Source organism: Mesorhizobium sp. CU3 (assembly GCF_006442965.1).
Classification (GTDB): domain Bacteria; phylum Pseudomonadota; class Alphaproteobacteria; order Rhizobiales; family Rhizobiaceae; genus Mesorhizobium.
Genome location: NZ_VFWX01000001.1, coordinates 192064 through 208578 on the forward strand (window position 1 = coordinate 192064; position 16515 = coordinate 208578).

Genomic DNA, 16515 nt, shown 5'->3' on the forward strand with positions numbered 1-16515 from the left:
GCTCGTCTAACTTCGGCCCATCGCTTCTTCGACCAGGTCGGCGGCTTCCATCAACAGCGTGTCGTTGGCGCCGCCATTGACCGATTCCTTGCCGATCTCCAGCATCACCGGCACCGCCAGCGGCGAGATCTGGTCGAGATGCTTATGCATGATTCGACCGCGCACACGCGAGAGCATCTCGCCAAGTCTGCTGACATCGAGCAGGCCGGCCGAGGCGTCGGTGCGTGTCGCCTGCAGCAGGATATGGTCCGGCTCGTGGCTGCGCAGCACGTCATAGATCAGGTCGGCCGAGACGGTGACCTGCCGCCCGCTTTTCTCCTGGCCCGGAAAACGTTTCTCGATCAATCCGGCGATGACGGCGCAGGTGCGAAACGTGCGCTTCAGCATCCAGCTCTCGTTCAGCCAGTCCTCCAGATCGTCGCCCAGCATGTCCTCGTCGAAGAGCTGGCCAAGCGAGGGCTTCCTGGCCTTGAACAGCGCCGCCATATCGTCGAGCGCCCAGACGGCCAGAGAATAGTCGGTGGCGACGAAGCCGAGCGGCCTGGCATGAGCGCGCTCCAGCCGGCGTGTCAGGAGCATGCCCAGCGTCTGATGCGCCAGCCGGCCCTCGAAAGGGTAGGCGACCATGTAATGGCGGTTGCCGCGCGGAAAGGTCTCGACCAGAAGCTCGCCGCGCTTCGGCAGCACCGACTTGTCTTCCTGGATGCGAAGCCAGTCGGCCACCTGCTCCGGCAGGAGCTTCCAGCGGTCGCTGTCGGCTAGCATGCCGCGCACCTGCTCGGCTAGGTAAGTCGACAGCGGGAATTTGCCGCCGGCATAGGACGGCACGATGATGTTGGCGCCGGCGCCGTTGGAGACGACGCATTCATTCTCGCGGATGCCTTCGAAGCGCAGCACCTTGCCGGCAAACAGGAAATTGTCACCCGGGCGCAGCGTCTCGGCGAAATACTCCTCGATCTTGCCGAGCACCGGCCCGCCGCGGCCGGCCATGCCCCGCCCCTGCCGGACATAGCGGACGTTCAATTCCGGCATCTCGACGATGGTGCCGACATTCAACCGATATTGCTGGGCGACGCTCGGATGCGAGATGCGCCAGAGCCCGTCCTTGTTGCGGCGGATGCGGGCATAGCGCTCGTAATTCCGCAGCGCGTAGCCGCCGGTGGCGACGAAATCGATGACGCGGTCGAAGGTCTCGCGGTCGAGGCCTGCGTAAGGGGCAGCGCGGCGCACTTCCTCAAACAGAAGATCCGCGTCGAACGGCCCGCCACAAGCGACGCCCAGCACATGCTGCGACAGCACGTCAAGCGCGCCCTTGATCAGCGGCGGCGTGTCCTGCGCGCCGAGATAGTTGGCGTCGAGCGCGGCGCGGCATTCCAGCACCTCGAAGCGGTTGGCCGGGATGAGGATCGCCTTCGACGGCTCGTCCATGCGGTGGTTGGCGCGGCCGATGCGCTGCGCCAGCCGGCTGGCGCCCTTCGGCGCGCCGACATGCACGACCAGGTCGACATCGCCCCAGTCGATGCCGAGATCGAGCGTCGAGGTGGCGACGATGGCGCGCAGCGCATTGTCGGCCATCGCCTTCTCGACACGCCGGCGCTGGCCGACATCGAGCGAGCCGTGATGCAGCGCGATCGGCAGCGAGTCCTCGTTGGCCCGCCACAGTTCCTGGAACAAAAGCTCGGCCTGACTGCGGGTGTTGACGAAAAGCAGCGTCGTGCGGTGCTTCCTGATCGCCTCATAGATCTCGGGAATGGCGTAACGGGCCGAATGTCCCGACCACGGCACGCGCTCCTGCGAATCGAGGATGGAGATGTCGGGCTTGGCGCCGCCGACGACCGTGATCAGCCCGGCCATATCAGGGCTTTTTGAACCTTCGGGCTGGTTCTGCTCGACCAGCCAGCGCCGCAATTCGTCGGGCTCGGCCACGGTGGCCGACAGGCCGATGGTCTGCAGGTCCGGAACGAAGGCGCGCAGCCGCGCCAGGCCGAGCGCCAAGAGATGCCCGCGCTTGGAGATGACCAGCGAATGCAGTTCGTCGAGCACGACATAGCGCAGATCCTCGAAGAAGCGCTTCGCGTCGTTCGAGGCGATCAGCAGCGCAAGCTGCTCGGGCGTGGTGAGCAGGATGTCGGGCGGCGCCAGCTTCTGGCGCTGGCGCTTGTGCGAAGGCGTGTCGCCGGTGCGCGTCTCGATGGTCAACGGCAGGCCGATCTCCTCGACCGGCTTGCCGAGATTGCGCTCGATGTCGACAGCCAGCGCTTTCAGCGGCGAGATGTAGAGCGTGTGGATGCCGCGATGCGCCTGCCCCGGCTTGCGCTTGGGTCGGTTGGCCAGTTCGGTAAGCGATGGCAGGAAGCCGGCCAGCGTCTTGCCGGCGCCGGTCGGCGCGATCAGCAGCACGGATTGGCCGGCTCGAGCCTTGGCCAGAAGATCGAGCTGATGGGCGCGCGGCGACCAGCCTTTCGCGGCGAACCATCTGACGAATGGTTCGGGCAGCAGGACGGCGGCATTTTCCTCGGCAAGGCGCGGCTGCTCGGTCACCCGCAAGAGGTAGCGCGGCGGCGCGCAATCGCCAAGGAAAATCGGAACAAAAGGGGATCGCTCTTCCCTTCTCCCCTTGTGGGAGAAGGTGGATCGGCGCGCAGCGCCGAGACGGATGAGGGGTGTTCCAGCTTGGCGCCAAGCTACCCCTCACCCGGATTGCCATCCGATTTGTGAAGAACAAATCGGGGCAATCCGACCTCTCCCACAAGGGGAGAGGTAGGGGGCGCTACGGCCTCCGAAACCCCGTCGGCCCACCGTAGAGATACCCTATACGTTCGACCGCCTCTTTCAGCCCTTCGCGCGAGACCAGCATGGTGTGGCCGTTGGCGTGGATCATCTCGTGGGCGTCGGTCATGATGGCGACATGGCCCTTCCAGAAGACGAGGTCACCGCGCCGCAGGCCGGAATAGTCAGGACCCGGCTCGAGCGGCGCTCCGATGCTCGCCGCCTGCATGTCGGAATCGCGCAGCACATCCTTGCCGGTCATGCGCATCGCCAATTGCACCAGGCCGGAGCAGTCGATGCCGAAGCCGGAGTTTCCACCCCAGAGATAGGGCGTTCCGAGGAAGCTTTCCGCGACCGTGACGTAGTCGTCGGCCAATTCGGCGACTGGCCGCAGATGGCCGGCGATGATCGCCTGGCCGGAGGGTAGCAGCGCATAATGTGTGCCGCGCGTTTCGGCCGAGCCGGTGACCGTTACCGTCGAGCCCATCGACAGCTGCCCGACGATCGGAAAGCGCAGGTCGGGTCCCGGATAGAGGAAGGTGCGCGGCACCGAGACGATGTGGGTGGGCGCGTGCTCCCTTGCGCTCAGCAGATTGTCGGCGACATAGCCGACATAGCCGTCGCGTTCGGCCTGCACCCAGGCCCAGCCCTCGGCATCCTCGAATACCAGCACGTCGTCGCCGAACAGCGCCTGCGTGTTGACGCCGGCATCGGGGCGCGGCGCCTTGCGCAGGTCGGCGACGGAAGTGGTGATGCGCGCCGGACGGCCGGCAACGAAACGCTCGGCCGTCACCTCGCCCTTCAGCCTGGCGTCGGCGAGGTCGGAACGGAAGGCGTGAAGGCGGGCATCCCTGGCGGTCAAATCGAAAATCCAGTTGTTGGCAGTCGGTCAGATGGGCAGGTCATGCGCCCGGGCAACGATACCATCGCCGAAGCGCTCGACAAAGAGCGCGCCTTCGACCGTGCGTCTGATGAGCACGTTGCGCTTGTCGAGCTCGTCGCGGTGGCGCGAGACCAGCTTCAGCGCGCCCATCGTGTCGAGCGCGCGGGTGATGACCGGCTTGGTGACGTTGAGCTTGGCCGCCAGCCCGCGCACCGTGTGCGGCGGCGGGTCGAGATAGATTGTGAACAGGATCGTCGTCTGGCGCATGGTGAGATCGGGCGCGCCGTCGCGCACCTGGCTCAGCATCACCTGCTGCCACAGTCGCAAGGCCTGGCTCGGTCGCATCGAGATCGACATGCGCATAAGCATGCCGGCAAATTGTTTCGGTTCCGTTTCAGTGGCGAGGTTTGGCCGCTATGCGCCGAAACGCCCCGCGATAACTCGTTCCAGCGCACGGATGCCTTGCGCCTCGCCGCCGGTCGGGCCGTAAGGACGGTCGGCGGGGTTCCAGGCGAAGATGTCGAAATGCGCCCAGCCAGGGGTCTTCTCGACGAAGCGTTTGAGGAAAAGCGCGGCGGTAATCGATCCGGCAAAGCCGTCGGTGGTGACGTTGTTGATCTCGGCGACCTTGGAGGAGAGCTTCGCGTCGTAAGGGTGCCACAACGGCATGCGCCACAACGGGTCCTCTACCGCAACGGAAGCGGTCGCCAGTTCGGACGCCAGCGCCTCGTCGTTCGTGTAAAAGGGCGGCAGGTCGGGACCCAGCGCAACGCGGGCGGCGCCGGTTAGCGTCGCCATGTCGATGAGCAGCGCCGGCTGTTCCTCGTCCGCCAGCGCCAGCGCGTCGGCGAGGATCAGCCGCCCTTCGGCGTCGGTGTTGCCTATCTCGACGGTGATGCCCTTGCGGCTTCTCAGCACATCGCCCGGACGGAAGGCATTGCCGGCGATCGAGTTCTCGACTGCAGGGATCAGCACGCGCAGCCGGACATTCGATTTCGCGGCCATGATCATCGAGGCGAGGCCCAGCACATTGGCGGCGCCGCCCATGTCCTTCTTCATCAACAGCATGCCCGACGACGGCTTGATGTCGAGACCGCCGGTGTCGAAGCAGACGCCCTTACCGACCAGCGTCACTTTCGGCGCATCGGCCGGCCCCCAGTTGATGTCGACCAGCCGCGGCGCGTCGGTGGAGGCGCGGCCGACCGCGTGGATCATCGGGAAATTACGCGCCAGGAGATCGTCGCCGCGGATCACCGAGATATCGGCATCGTGCGCGGCGGAAAGTTTCCGGGCTGCTTCCTCCAGTTCGTCCGGCCCCATGTCGTTGGTCGGCGTGTTGACGAGATCGCGAACCAGGAAGACCCCGTCGGCGATTCGGCCGACATGGGCGCCGTCGGCGCCTTCCGGAAGCGCGAAGCGCAAGACCTTGCCGGGCTTCTTGCCGTATCGAGTGAAGACATAACCGCCGAGCACCAGCGCGAGCGCCGCAAGGTCGGGCTGCCGCGCCTCGGAGGCGAAATGCCAGTCGCCTTCCGGCAAAGCCCTTGCGAGAGTGCCCGTGCCGAGAACGCCGTCGCCATCGCCGATGCCGAACAAAGCGCCGGCGATCGCGCCATTGTCGCCTGGCAGCAGCAGCGTGCGTCCGGCTTCGCCCGAAAACCCATTGGCGGTCGCCCACCCCATTGCGGTCGATGAAAGGGGGAGACCGTTCAGGCCGTCCTTTCCCACAAGGTAGACCGGCAAGGCGGCTTGCGGCTTCTGTTCAACGAGTTCCACAGGCATTCGATGGTCTCCAGCCGAGCTTCGAGTCGGCGCTTCTTAACGGTCCGTTAGGGTTAACAGAATATTTCTGCGGGAGGGAAGACGGCCAGCCAATGGCCGCGCAGGAATGGAGACCGGTTGCGATGCCGTCCAAAGCTTTGACCTTCACGAGCAAGCGTCTGATCACCACGGCTTTTATAGCGGCACTTGCCGCCAGTGTCGCGGGCTGCGGCAGTACCAGCAGCATGACCACCGGTTCCATCTCCCGCTCCGACAGCAGGCCGCTGGAGACGATGTCGGCCACCGAGCTGCACACCGCCACGACGAGGCTCGGAGAGTCCTACGCCAGGAACCCCAACGACAAGCGGCTGGCGATGAATTTCGCGGCGGCGCTGCAGATGGATGGCGATGCCGACCAGTCGCTCGCCGTGATGCGCAAGCTGGCGATCGCTTATCCGAAGGATCGCGACGTGCTTGCCGCCTATGGCAAGGCGCTTGCCGCCAACGGCCAGTTCGAGCCGGCGCTGGACGCCGTGCGCCGCGCGCAGACGCCGGAGTATCCGGACTGGAGGCTGGTGTCGGCGGAAGCCGCGATCCTCGACCAGATGGGGCAGAAGGACGAGGCACGCCAGGACTACCGCAAGGCGCTGGAGCTCAAGCCGAACGAACCCTCGGTGCTGTCCAATCTTGGCATGTCCTATGTGCTCGAGGGCGATCTGCGCACCGCCGAGACCTATATGCGCACCGCCGTGCAGCAACCCAATGCCGACAGCCGCGTGCGGCAGAACCTGGCTCTGGTCGTCGGCCTGCAGGGCCGGTTCGACGAGGCCGAGAAGATCGCCGCGCAGGAGCTTTCGCCCGAGCAGGCGCAGGCCAATGTCGCCTATCTGCGCCAGATGCTTGCCCAGCAGAACGCCTGGAACCAGCTCAAGGATCAGGACAAGAGCAAGGCGAAGACCGCGACCAACTGAGCGAGACGATCGAATTCCAACGAACCAGAAAGCCGCGCGGCCGTCGCCGCGCGGCTTTAATCTTTGCTTTGATGCATCTCGTTGTCCTAGAACCGCTACACACTTCTGGGCGACATGCATTGGTTTGATGCGGACAGGGCCGCCTATTGGCTCGACGAACTGTGCTGATCGCCGAAGATGCCGCGCTGGCTGACCTGGATGCCGGCCGGGCCAAGGATGATGGCGAACAGGACCGGCAGGAAGAACAGGATCATCGGCACGGTGAGCTTCGGCGGCAACGCGGCGGCCTTCTTCTCGGCCGCGTTCATGCGCATGTCGCGGCTTTCCGAGGCGAGCACGCGCAGCGCATGCGCCACCGGCGTGCCGTAGCGCTCGGCCTGGACCAGCGCCTGGGATACCGACCGCACCGATTCCAGGCCGGTGCGGCTCGCCAGGTTTTCATAGGCGACCTTGCGGTCCTGCAGGTAGGAGAGCTCGGCGTTGGTGAGCACGAACTCTTCCGCGAGCGCCACCGACTGCGCGCCGATCTCGTCGGCGACCCTGCGAAGTGCCGCTTCCACCGACATGCCGGATTCGACGCAGATCAGCATCAGGTCTAGCGCATCCGGCCATGCCATCTGGATCGATTGCTTACGCTTGGACGCGCGGTTGTTGACGTAGATGATCGGCGCGTAGAAGCCGCCATAGGCGACGACGACGCAGACGAAGAGCTTGACGAAGGCCGGCTGCAGCGGCAGGCCGCCGAGCAGGAACAGATAGACGGCCGCGAGCGCAAAGCCAACGAATGGCAGGATCAGGCGGAAGAACAGGAAACGCGTCAGCGGATTCTGACCGCGGAAACCGGCCACCTTGAGCTTTTGCAGCGTGCTTTCATCGGCAAGCGCACGCCTCAGATCCAGACGATCGACGATGTTGCGCATGCCGACCGACTGCTGCTCGCGCAGACCCCTGCGCCGATTGTCGGCCTCGTTGGCCAAACGTTGACGCTGCTTGGCGCGCAGCTCGTCGCGCTCCAGCGCCACGCTTTTCATGCGCGCCTTGAGCGAATCGCCGCCGAGCGCCGGCATGACCGTGAAAACGGTCGCGAACACAGCGATGCCGACCAGAAGCGCGATCAGAAAGGAAGGGTCGGTGAGGGTTTTGATGACCTGGTCTGTCATTGGTTCCGCGCCCTAGACTTCGAAGTTCATCATCTTGCGCATCACCAGGATGCCAATCGACATCCAGACGCCAGCGCAGCCGAGGATCAGGTTGCCGACGTTGGTGGTGAACAGCGGCATGATGTAGTTCGGACTGGACAGATAGACCAGGAAGGCGACGACGAAAGGCAAGGCGCCGATGATGATGGCGGATGCCTTGGCTTCCATCGACAGCGCCGCCACCTTGGCCTTCATCTTCTTGCGGTCGCGCAGCACGCGCGACAGGTTGCCCAGAGCCTCCGACAGATTGCCGCCGGCCTGCGACTGGATCTGGATGACGATGCCGAAGAAGCCGGCCTCCGTGCATGGCATGGTCTCGGACATGCGCATGGCGGCGTCGGGTACCGACATGCCGAGTTGCTGGGAATCGACGATGCGGCGGAACTCGGACCGGACCGGCTCCGGCGATTCATTGGCGATCAGGCGGATCGCGTCGTTCAGAGGCAGGCCGGACTTGACCGCGCGCACGATGATATCGAGCGCATTCGGAAACTCTTCCAGGAACGCCTTCACCCGGCGTTTGCGGCGAAACGAGACGAACCAGCGCGGCACGCCGAGCCCGCCCACCAACAGGGCGCCCGGCAGAACCCACAAGGGCGCCTTGACGAAATAGAGAAGAAACGTCAGCACGATGCCGCAGACAGCCGAATAGATGTAGAACCGCTCGATCGAAACTTGCATACCGGCCTGGCGGATCTGAACCTTCAGCGGCGGTTTGCGCATGTTGCGGTCGGTGTTCTTCTGCTTCTCGTCGAGCTGCTTCAACGAGTCCTGGACGTTCTTGCGCCGCTTTACCGCTTCTGCGGCGCGGTCGCGCGTGGCCTTGACCACCGACCGGTCGGTCTCGGCCGTCTTGACGGTCTGGAGCCGCTTGCCGGCCTGCTTTTCGTTGTCGATACGATTGAACAGGAAAGCATAGGCCACCGCGCCGGCGCTGAAGCCGGCCAGCACGACAAAAGCCAGTACGGTGGTTTCAATTCCGAACATCGACCGGTGCCCCTGCGTCAGTCAGCGCGCTTCTCCATGGCTTCGAGCGCGTTGGCAAGGCGCTGCTCCTCGCCATAGTAGCGGGCGCGGTCCCAGAAGTGCGGTCGGCCGATGCCTGTCGACACATGCTCGCCGACCAGCCGGCCGCCCGCGTCCTCGCCCTTGATGTTGTAGAGGACGAGGTCCTGGGTGATGATCACGTCGCCTTCCATGCCGATCACCTCGGTGATGTGGGTGATGCGGCGCGATCCGTCGCGCAGGCGGGCGGCCTGGATGATCACGTCGATCGAGCCGACGATGATTTCGCGCACCGTGCGCTGCGGCAACGAATAGCCGCCCATGGCGATCATCGATTCCATACGGTTGAGGCATTCGCGCGGGCTGTTCGAGTGGATCGTGCCCATCGAGCCGTCATGGCCGGTGTTCATCGCCTGCAACAGGTCGAACACCTCGGGTCCGCGCACTTCGCCGACGATGATCCGCTCGGGCCGCATGCGCAGGCAGTTCTTGACCAGGTCGCGCATGGTGACCTCGCCCTCGCCCTCGAGATTGGGCGGCCGGGTTTCGAGACGGACCACATGCGGCTGCTGCAATTGCAGTTCCGCCGAGTCCTCGCAGGTGATGATGCGCTCCTCGCGGTCGATGTAGTTGGTCAGGCAGTTGAGCAGCGTCGTCTTGCCGGAGCCGGTGCCGCCCGAGATGACGATATTGCAGCGGACGCGACCGATGATCTTGAGAATGTCGGCGCCCTGCGTCGAGATGGCGCCGAATTTGACCAGCTGATCGAGCGTCAGCTTGTCCTTCTTGAACTTGCGGATGGTGAGCGCGGTGCCGTCGATGGAAAGCGGCGGCGCGATGACGTTGACGCGCGAGCCGTCGGGAAGGCGCGCATCGCAGATTGGGCTCGATTCATCGACGCGGCGGCCGACCTGGCTGACGATGCGCTGGCAGATGTTGAGCAGTTGCTGGTTGTCGCGGAAACGGATGCCGGTCTGTTCGACCTTGCCGTTGACTTCGATGTAGACGTTCTTGGAGCCGTTGACCATGATGTCGGCGATATCGTCGCGGGCGAGCAAAGGCTCCAGCGGCCCGTAGCCGAGCACGTCGTTGCAGATATCCTCGAGCAGTTCCTCCTGCTCGGAAATCGACATCGCGAAATTCTTAATCGCGATGATGTCGTTGACGATGTCGCGGATTTCCTCGCGCGCGCTCTCGGGATCGAGCTTTGCAAGCTGCGACAGGTCGATCGTGTCGATGAGCGCCGAAAAGACCTGGCTCTTGGTGTCGTAGTAGGTCTCCGAGCGTTCGCGCTGAACCCTTCTCGGCGGTTCGGGCGCCATGGGCGGCGCCTCGACCGGACGACGGGCCGGCGGCGCGGCGGCAGGCGCGCCGGGCGATGGCGTGGCGGGCCGCTCGGGCGCGATCGTCGCGGCGGCGGGAGCGGATGCTGGCGGACGGAATTCGGGCGTTGCCCGGTTGCCGTCGTCGGTGCCTCTTCTACCAAACATGATCGACTACCCGATGCCGCTCGATCAGCGTCATTTCTTGTTGCGTGAGAGCTTGCCGAGGATCGAGCCCAGGCCTGCTTTTTTCTTAGCCTTGATCTCGCTGCGCCCGGTCAGCACATGCGCAATCTCGTTGATGGTGGCGACGACCGGGTTCTTGGCATCCATTTCGCTGAGCATGCGGCCGTTGTTGGCCGCATTGCCGAACAGCAGCGGTTCGAAGTTGATCACCGCCATCGGCGTGATGCCGAGCGGCTCGGCGAAATCCGAAGACGCGATCTCGGGCCGTTTCGGCACGCCGGCCTGGTTGATGACCAGCTTCGGCGGCGGGTCGTTCGGACGCAGCCGCTTCAGCATATCGACCATGTTCTTGGTGTTGCGAAGATTGGCTAGCTCGGGCGTGGCCGTGATGACGACCTCGTCGGCCTTGATCAGCGTGCTCTTGGTCCATCCGCTCCAGACATGCGGCACATCGAGCACGAGCAGGGGCGCGCTGCGCTGCGCCGTCTCGATGATCTGCGAGAAGGCCTCGGAGTCGAAATCATAGACCCGCTCCAGCGTCGAGGGCGCGGCAAGCAGCGACAGGTGCTCGGCGCATTGCGCCAGCAACCGGTCGAGATAGACCTCGTCGACCCGCTCAGGCGAAAACACCGCTTCGGCGATGCCTTGCGCCGGGTCCTGGTCGAAATTGATGTTGGCGGTGCCGAAAGCGAGGTCGAGATCGGCGATGACGACCTCGGACTTGAACAGCGAAGACATCGCCCAGGCAACGTTGTGAGCGATGGTCGAAGAACCGACGCCGCCCTTGGCGCCGATGAAGGCGATGGAGCGGCCGATCGGCTCCGATTCCGGATCGACGAAGATCGACGACACGACGCTGACGATGTCGGTCATCGAGACCGGGGCAATGACATACTCGGAAATGCCGGAACGGATAAGCTCGCGGTACAGGCCGACGTCATTGTAGTGGCCGATGACCACCACTTTGGAGGACGGATCGCAATATTCCGACAGCTGAGTAAGCTGTTCAAGCAACTGCTTCGGCTCGCTGCGCGATTCCAGCAGGATCAGGTTCGGTGTCGGCGCGGTCTGGTAGAACTCGATCGCCGTCGGGATGCCGCCCATATGTACCTTGAGATGCGCCTTAGCCATGCGGCGGTCCTCGCCGGCGCGCTCGACAGGATTGGCGACGCCCTCGGTCTCGCAGAAGGCCTGGATCGAAATGCGCGGCACCGGACGCAGCGCCTGCATGGCGGCAATGTCCTGCTGCGATATCTCGCCGGTATCCGCAGGCGTGTCGTAGGCAAGATTGCTCATCGTCATGCTCTTCCCGTGACCCTTGTTTCCCTCATTCGACGCGGCTTCAGTAAGTCACTTCCGAATTGCCGAGGAACTCGTTCGAAATGCCCCTTGCACGGTAGACGTCGATCACCGCGCCGCGATTCTCGGCGTCGATCTCGGACTGCTTGCGCGGCCCGATCAGATCGTTCGGATTGGCCACCTGAGCCGCAAGGTTGTTCTGATAGGAGCAGCCGAAGTCGGCATAGTGCTTGTTCTCCGACGTGTCGGTCAGATCATCGGGCCAACGCCCGCATTTGTCGGTCTGGGCGCGCACCGCGACAAAGGCGACGCGCACCGGCGCGGACGCCTCGGGCACGGCCGACTGATAGGACGTCATGACGATACGGTTGCGCTTGACGCCGGCGGCCATGGCGAGCCTGGCGAAATCACGACCCGCGGCCCGGGCGGCCGCTTCGTTGGCCGATCCGGCCGGCATCGCAATCGTCAAAGCAGGCGCGGCGCTCTTGTCATAGCCGTCGAGAAAGCCGAGCAGCGCATCGCGCTGGGCGCCGGTCATGCCGCGGTCGCCGGCGCCGACCGGCAGATCGATCTTCTGATTCTTTTCGGCAATGACGATCGGATGGGTCGTGCGGTAGTCGTCCGGGACCGATCCGACGGTGATGCTGTCGCGATTCGCGCAACCGGCGAGCAAGGCCGTGACGGCGATCGCCAGTACCGGAACCGCAGACCGGCGGATCCTTGCGATGCCGGCTGGAGCCCGGACCGTCATGTGCTTCGATGGAGACTTGGACATATCCGGATTCCCGCTCACTTGTAGATGAAGCCGACGACGCCGTGGTAGCGACCGGCCGGCTTGTCGGTCTGCATGGTGCCGTAGACGCGATTGACCTTGCCGAGGAACATGCCGGCGCCGTCGCTCGCAGGATTGAAGTTGTCGTCCGGCTTGGCCAGGTCGTTGCGCGCCACCGGCCGCGTCAGATAGGGCGTGATGATGATGACGAGCTCGCTCTCGTTGCGCACGAAATCGCGGCTTCGGAACAGCGTGCCGAGCACGGGGATCTTGGTCAGGCCGGGCAAGCCCGCGACAGCCTGTCTGACATCGTCGCGAACCAGGCCGGCGATCATCATGGAACCACCCGAGGGCAGTTCGACCGTGGTGTCCGCAAGGCGTTTGCGCAGCGACAGGACATTGGTACCGGGGCTCGTTACGCCAGAGGAAAGCGACACGGATCCTTCGGTTGTCGGCTCGGAAACCGCGGTTCTGACCTTCAGGCTGATGCGTCCCGGCGACAGCACCACCGGCTGGAACTCCAGGCCGATGCCATACTCGATCTTGTCGACGGTAAAGGTCTTCTGACCCGTCTGGTTGTCGGTCGACACGTTGCTGGTGACGCCGCTGACCAGGTTGTATTCGCCGCCTACCTTGAACGTGGCCTTCTCGCCGGAAACGGCGGTCAGGGTCGGTTCGGCCAGCGTCTTCATGACCCCGGACTCTTCCATTGCGTTGATGTAGGCCGTCAGGGATGAGTTGCCGATGTTCAGGCCTGAATTCGACAGCTGTTTGCCCAGCCCCGTGAAATTGTCGCTGATCGCGCCATAGCTGATGCCGTTGCTGCCGCCGTTGCCAACCATGTTGACGCCGAGCTGCTTCATTACCGAACGGCTGACTTCGGCTACGGTCACCTTGAGTGTAACCTGGTCGTCGCCAATGATCTGCAAGAGGTTGACGATCTTGGAGGTGCGGCGTTCCTGGTCGGGGTTGTTGATGTCGACGCCGCCATTTACCGAACCGCCGGCCGCAGTCTGCGAGTACTGGCCCGTCGTCGCTTCACCGCCGGACACGAAGATGGTCGCGAGGTCGACGGCGCGCTTGGCATCGAGCGGCGTGTCGACCGTGCCTGTCAGGACAACGTTGTCGTTGAGCAGCTCGACCTTGATCTCAGAGGACGGGATGTAGCGCTTCAAATAATCTTCCAGCCCGGCGACGTCGCGTTCGACCGCCAGGTCCAGGCTGACGATCTGTTCGCCATTGGGGCCAAAAACGAAGATGTTGGTCTCGCCGACCGCCTTGCCGAACAGATAGATGCGCCTTGCCGTCCTGGTGACCGCATCGGCGACCGCCGGATTGGCGACAAGGATGTCATAGGCGTCGCTCGGCAGGTCGATGACCACCGACTTGTTAAGGCCGAGCTTGACGCGCTGCGAGGCAACGGAAGCCGAAACGCCCGCGCTTGCCGCCTTGGCCTCAACAGGGCCAGGCGCGTCGGCGCCGATCAGGAACAGGCCGATCGCCGCGGCCGCCAGGAAGGCCAGTTTACCGTTCAGCCTCATTTCCTTGCTCCCACCTCGGAAACCTCGCCCGACTTGATCAACCGCACCGTGCCGCGGCGACCGTTGCCGCTGACCAGATAGTCGGCCTCGCCGAGATTCTTCTCATGAATGTCCGTGATCGGCCGCAGGGCCAGCGTCAGGCGGTCCGCCATCTGCTGCGCCACGGTGATGATTTCGGCCTGCTGCGGCGTCAGCTCCAGCGTCGCCGTCTGGCCGACCCTGGTCTTCTTGCCTTCCTCGTCTTCCTGGATGGTCTGGTCGATGGCCAGGACGCGGATATTCTTGAGGATGGTCTCGGTGTTGAAGCCGCTGCCGCCGTTGCCGGTGTCGGCGCGCCGGGTCATGATGACGTCGACGAAATCGTTGGGCAGGATGAATCCGCCGGCGGAAGTGTCGGCCGAGATCGCGGTGGCGACGGCGCGCATTCCCGAAGGCAGGATCGACGACATGAAGCTCTGCCCTTCGCCGACCAGCTTGGAGCGCCGCAACGGCTCGCCGGTGTACATCGCAACGCGCGCCACGGAGCCCTTGAGCTTTTCGACCGCGTCGGGCTCTGCGGCACGGGTGATGAAATTGGCGTTGACCCCCTCGGCCGGCCATTGCTCCCAACTGATGTTGGAGCCCAGCTGACTGCCCATCGGCACGTCGCCGGAAAGCACCAGCACGTCCTGCAGGGCGATTGCCGGCTGCGCGGGCGCATTGACGACCACCTGGGGTGGCGGCGCCACGACCATGTTCTTCGCAACATAGCCTGCGCCGCCCGCCGCGACCGCAGCCACGCTTAGAATGATCAATCGGGATGCTGGCATTCGTCCGAAACCCTTCGCCTCGTGGCAAACCACCTCGCCAGGCCGGACTTTGCAGCTGCAATCGTCAAAACAAGGTTAATGCAATGCTTACGATCGTGATTAATTTAAGGTTTACTCAAATTCGATGGAACGGCCCGCTGCCAACGAAAAAGGCGGCACCGCCGCCTTGCAGGACCGCCAGATAGGATATTGCCGTGCGCTAGGCGGCGAGCCGTTCCAGCGCCCAGATCATCAGCGGCGAATCCGGAAAGGTGATCAGTCCGCCGAGCCCGAGCGCTATGCCATAGGGGACGCCGACCTTCTCGTCGGCAAAATGGCGCAGGAAGCGGCTGTGGCCGGTGTAAACCGACAGCGGCGATTTCCTGTAAACAAGAATTGCAAGGGTGAGCATGCCGCCGATGAAGGTCGACATCACCAGATATCCGAGAAGGTTGACGTTGAGACCCATCCAGACGGCCGTGGCGGCCAGAAGCTTGGCATCGCCGCCGCCCATGCCGCCCAGCGCAAAAAGGCCGAATGTCACGGCAAGCACAAGACCGCCGGCCGCGAAGTGCCAGCCGTAGCTCCCCCAATCCATGCCGGTAAGCGGGGCGACCACGGCAAAGGTCGCCAGCAACAGTACGGGCACGCGGTTGGCGATCGTCATCGAAAGCGTGTCGGAGATAGCCGCATACAGCATGCAGAAAGGGAAGACGACGAAGATGACAGCTTCGATCATGGACGCGGCGCCTGCGATAAAATCCGGCCGTCAGATTAGCCAGGTTCGATTAACGATTGATGAGGTTGGTCGCCGTTGACGGAATGGACCCCGGGAAACATTCTACCGCTTTGGAGATGCGTCCGTCCGGCTCCGTCCAAAATACAGAAGGGCCGCTCGATGGCGGCCCTTCATTGTTTAAATAGGCGACTTGCCTACCGCGCTTAGCCGCCAGCGCCGTTGAGGGTATTGGCAATGTTCTGGAACTTGGCGTTCAGGGCAGTGCCGAGCGCGCTGGCGCCGACCATGATGGCGAGCGCGATGAGAGCGGCGATCAGACCGTATTCGATGGCGGTCGCGCCGGATTCGTCCTTCACGAAACGTGCAACGAGATTAGACATTCGAGAGCTCCTACTCCACGTGTTACAGCACTTCCGTCAACTTCTCTTGCGGTTGATCGGAATACAGCCAATCTAGGGAGAAGCCGTTTCAATCGGCTTAATAAACAGCCTTACCGATTCCTTTCCCGTGGCGAACCCTTTGCGTGGTTAACTACCGCCTAAATGCCGACGATTGGGCAGGAAACCCGGGAAACCGCCGCATCGTGCAATATTGCTAAAATGGCATGTGCGCTGACGAATGACGCGCGAGGCGAGACAGATCCTTATCGAGGCTACGTATGGCTTAACCGTTGGTTCACCAATCTCGTTCATGTTCCGTTGAAGAATCTGCCGTCCGGAGCGCCTCAATGACCCTGTCGAGATTTCCAGTTGCCATGCTGCTGGCGACCGCTGCCCTCGTCATGCCAGCCAAGGCCGGCGCGGGCATCGAAGTCACCATGAATCAGGCAAAGATCGTCAAATTGTCACGCGCGGCCGACACGGTCGTCGTCGGCAATCCGGCCATCGCCGACGCTTCGGTGCAGGATGCCTCGACGATCGTTCTTACCGGAAAGGGCTTTGGCGTCACCAATCTGGTGGTGCTCGACACGGACGGCAGCCCGATCATCGACGAACAGGTGACCGTGGTACGACAGGCGGCGTCTTCCATTCGCATCTACAGGCGCGCCGACGTCCAGACGATGTCCTGCACGCCCTATTGCGAAAGCGCGTACAAGACCGAAGCCGAGAAAGCGTCCGAAACCGAAATGAACACTTCCCACTAGATCGGGATCGCGCCCTGGTGCATGTCGCTCGGAAGTGCGCAGCTGTTCCGAACCCGCTTCAACACGACGCGCTTCGAGCAAAACACGCTGCCAATCCTGCGGGTGTTAAAGACAGGTTAAATGACGTTCGACGAAT

At 63.5% G+C, this 16515-nt stretch carries 15 protein-coding genes; 2 read left to right on the top strand and 13 right to left on the bottom strand.

Annotated elements, in window-relative coordinates:
* Window positions 1–6: 6 nt before the first annotated feature.
* From FJ988_RS00915 to FJ988_RS00930, 4 genes are all read right to left on the bottom strand, one after another.
* Entirely contained in the window at window positions 7–2541 is a 2535-nt protein-coding gene (locus FJ988_RS00915) for a ligase-associated DNA damage response DEXH box helicase (RefSeq protein ID WP_140815323.1), read from the bottom strand.
* 229 nt (window positions 2542–2770) lie between these two features.
* Window positions 2771–3631, bottom strand: a complete 861-nt coding sequence (locus FJ988_RS00920; protein WP_140814824.1) for an NlpC/P60 family protein — start codon at window positions 3629–3631, stop codon at window positions 2771–2773.
* A gap of 27 nt (window positions 3632–3658) precedes the next feature.
* A complete protein-coding gene (locus FJ988_RS00925) occupies window positions 3659–4009 on the bottom strand; it encodes a MarR family winged helix-turn-helix transcriptional regulator (protein ID WP_140815324.1) in 351 nt (116 codons plus the stop codon).
* A gap of 57 nt (window positions 4010–4066) precedes the next feature.
* A complete protein-coding gene (locus tag FJ988_RS00930) occupies window positions 4067–5434 on the bottom strand; it encodes a M17 family metallopeptidase (RefSeq protein ID WP_140814826.1) in 1368 nt (455 codons plus the stop codon).
* A gap of 122 nt (window positions 5435–5556) precedes the next feature.
* Between FJ988_RS00930 and FJ988_RS00935 the strand changes: the two genes are divergently transcribed.
* Window positions 5557–6384: a tetratricopeptide repeat protein gene (locus FJ988_RS00935; RefSeq protein ID WP_140814828.1), complete on the top strand. Its 828-nt coding sequence runs from the start codon at window positions 5557–5559 to the stop codon at window positions 6382–6384.
* A 143-nt stretch (window positions 6385–6527) separates the two neighbouring features.
* Here the strand turns inward: FJ988_RS00935 and FJ988_RS00940 are convergent, their stop codons facing one another.
* From FJ988_RS00940 to FJ988_RS00980, 9 genes are all read right to left on the bottom strand, one after another.
* Complete coding sequence (locus FJ988_RS00940; RefSeq protein ID WP_140814830.1) at window positions 6528–7544, bottom strand: type II secretion system F family protein; 1017 nt, start codon at window positions 7542–7544, stop codon at window positions 6528–6530.
* A gap of 12 nt (window positions 7545–7556) precedes the next feature.
* Window positions 7557–8570: a type II secretion system F family protein gene (locus FJ988_RS00945; RefSeq protein ID WP_140814832.1), complete on the bottom strand. Its 1014-nt coding sequence runs from the start codon at window positions 8568–8570 to the stop codon at window positions 7557–7559.
* Between the two features lie 17 nt (window positions 8571–8587).
* A complete protein-coding gene (locus FJ988_RS00950) occupies window positions 8588–10078 on the bottom strand; it encodes a CpaF family protein (RefSeq protein ID WP_140814834.1) in 1491 nt (496 codons plus the stop codon).
* Between the two features lie 30 nt (window positions 10079–10108).
* The gene (locus FJ988_RS00955) at window positions 10109–11392 is read right to left on the bottom strand and encodes a CpaE family protein (RefSeq protein WP_181183386.1); all 1284 of its coding nucleotides are present in this window, start codon (window positions 11390–11392) and stop codon (window positions 10109–10111) included.
* Window positions 11393–11438: 46 nt separating this feature from the next.
* Window positions 11439–12170 carry a CpaD family pilus assembly protein gene (locus FJ988_RS00960; RefSeq protein WP_140814837.1) on the bottom strand — a complete coding sequence of 244 codons (732 nt, stop codon included), beginning with the start codon at window positions 12168–12170 and terminating at the stop codon, window positions 11439–11441.
* A gap of 14 nt (window positions 12171–12184) precedes the next feature.
* The gene (locus FJ988_RS00965; protein WP_140814839.1) at window positions 12185–13708 is read right to left on the bottom strand and encodes a type II and III secretion system protein family protein; all 1524 of its coding nucleotides are present in this window, start codon (window positions 13706–13708) and stop codon (window positions 12185–12187) included.
* Entirely contained in the window at window positions 13705–14517 is an 813-nt protein-coding gene (cpaB, locus tag FJ988_RS00970; protein ID WP_140814840.1) for a Flp pilus assembly protein CpaB, read from the bottom strand. The genes FJ988_RS00965 and cpaB overlap by 4 nt, the downstream gene beginning before the upstream one ends.
* A 199-nt stretch (window positions 14518–14716) precedes the next feature.
* Window positions 14717–15235 carry a prepilin peptidase gene (locus tag FJ988_RS00975; protein WP_140814842.1) on the bottom strand — a complete coding sequence of 173 codons (519 nt, stop codon included), beginning with the start codon at window positions 15233–15235 and terminating at the stop codon, window positions 14717–14719.
* Between the two features lie 203 nt (window positions 15236–15438).
* A complete protein-coding gene (locus tag FJ988_RS00980) occupies window positions 15439–15615 on the bottom strand; it encodes a Flp family type IVb pilin (protein WP_140814844.1) in 177 nt (58 codons plus the stop codon).
* A gap of 347 nt (window positions 15616–15962) precedes the next feature.
* Between FJ988_RS00980 and FJ988_RS00985 the strand changes: the two genes are divergently transcribed.
* On the top strand, window positions 15963–16379 hold the full coding sequence (locus FJ988_RS00985) for a pilus assembly protein N-terminal domain-containing protein (RefSeq protein ID WP_140814845.1): 417 nt from the start codon (window positions 15963–15965) through the stop codon (window positions 16377–16379).
* Window positions 16380–16515 lie beyond the last annotated feature (136 nt).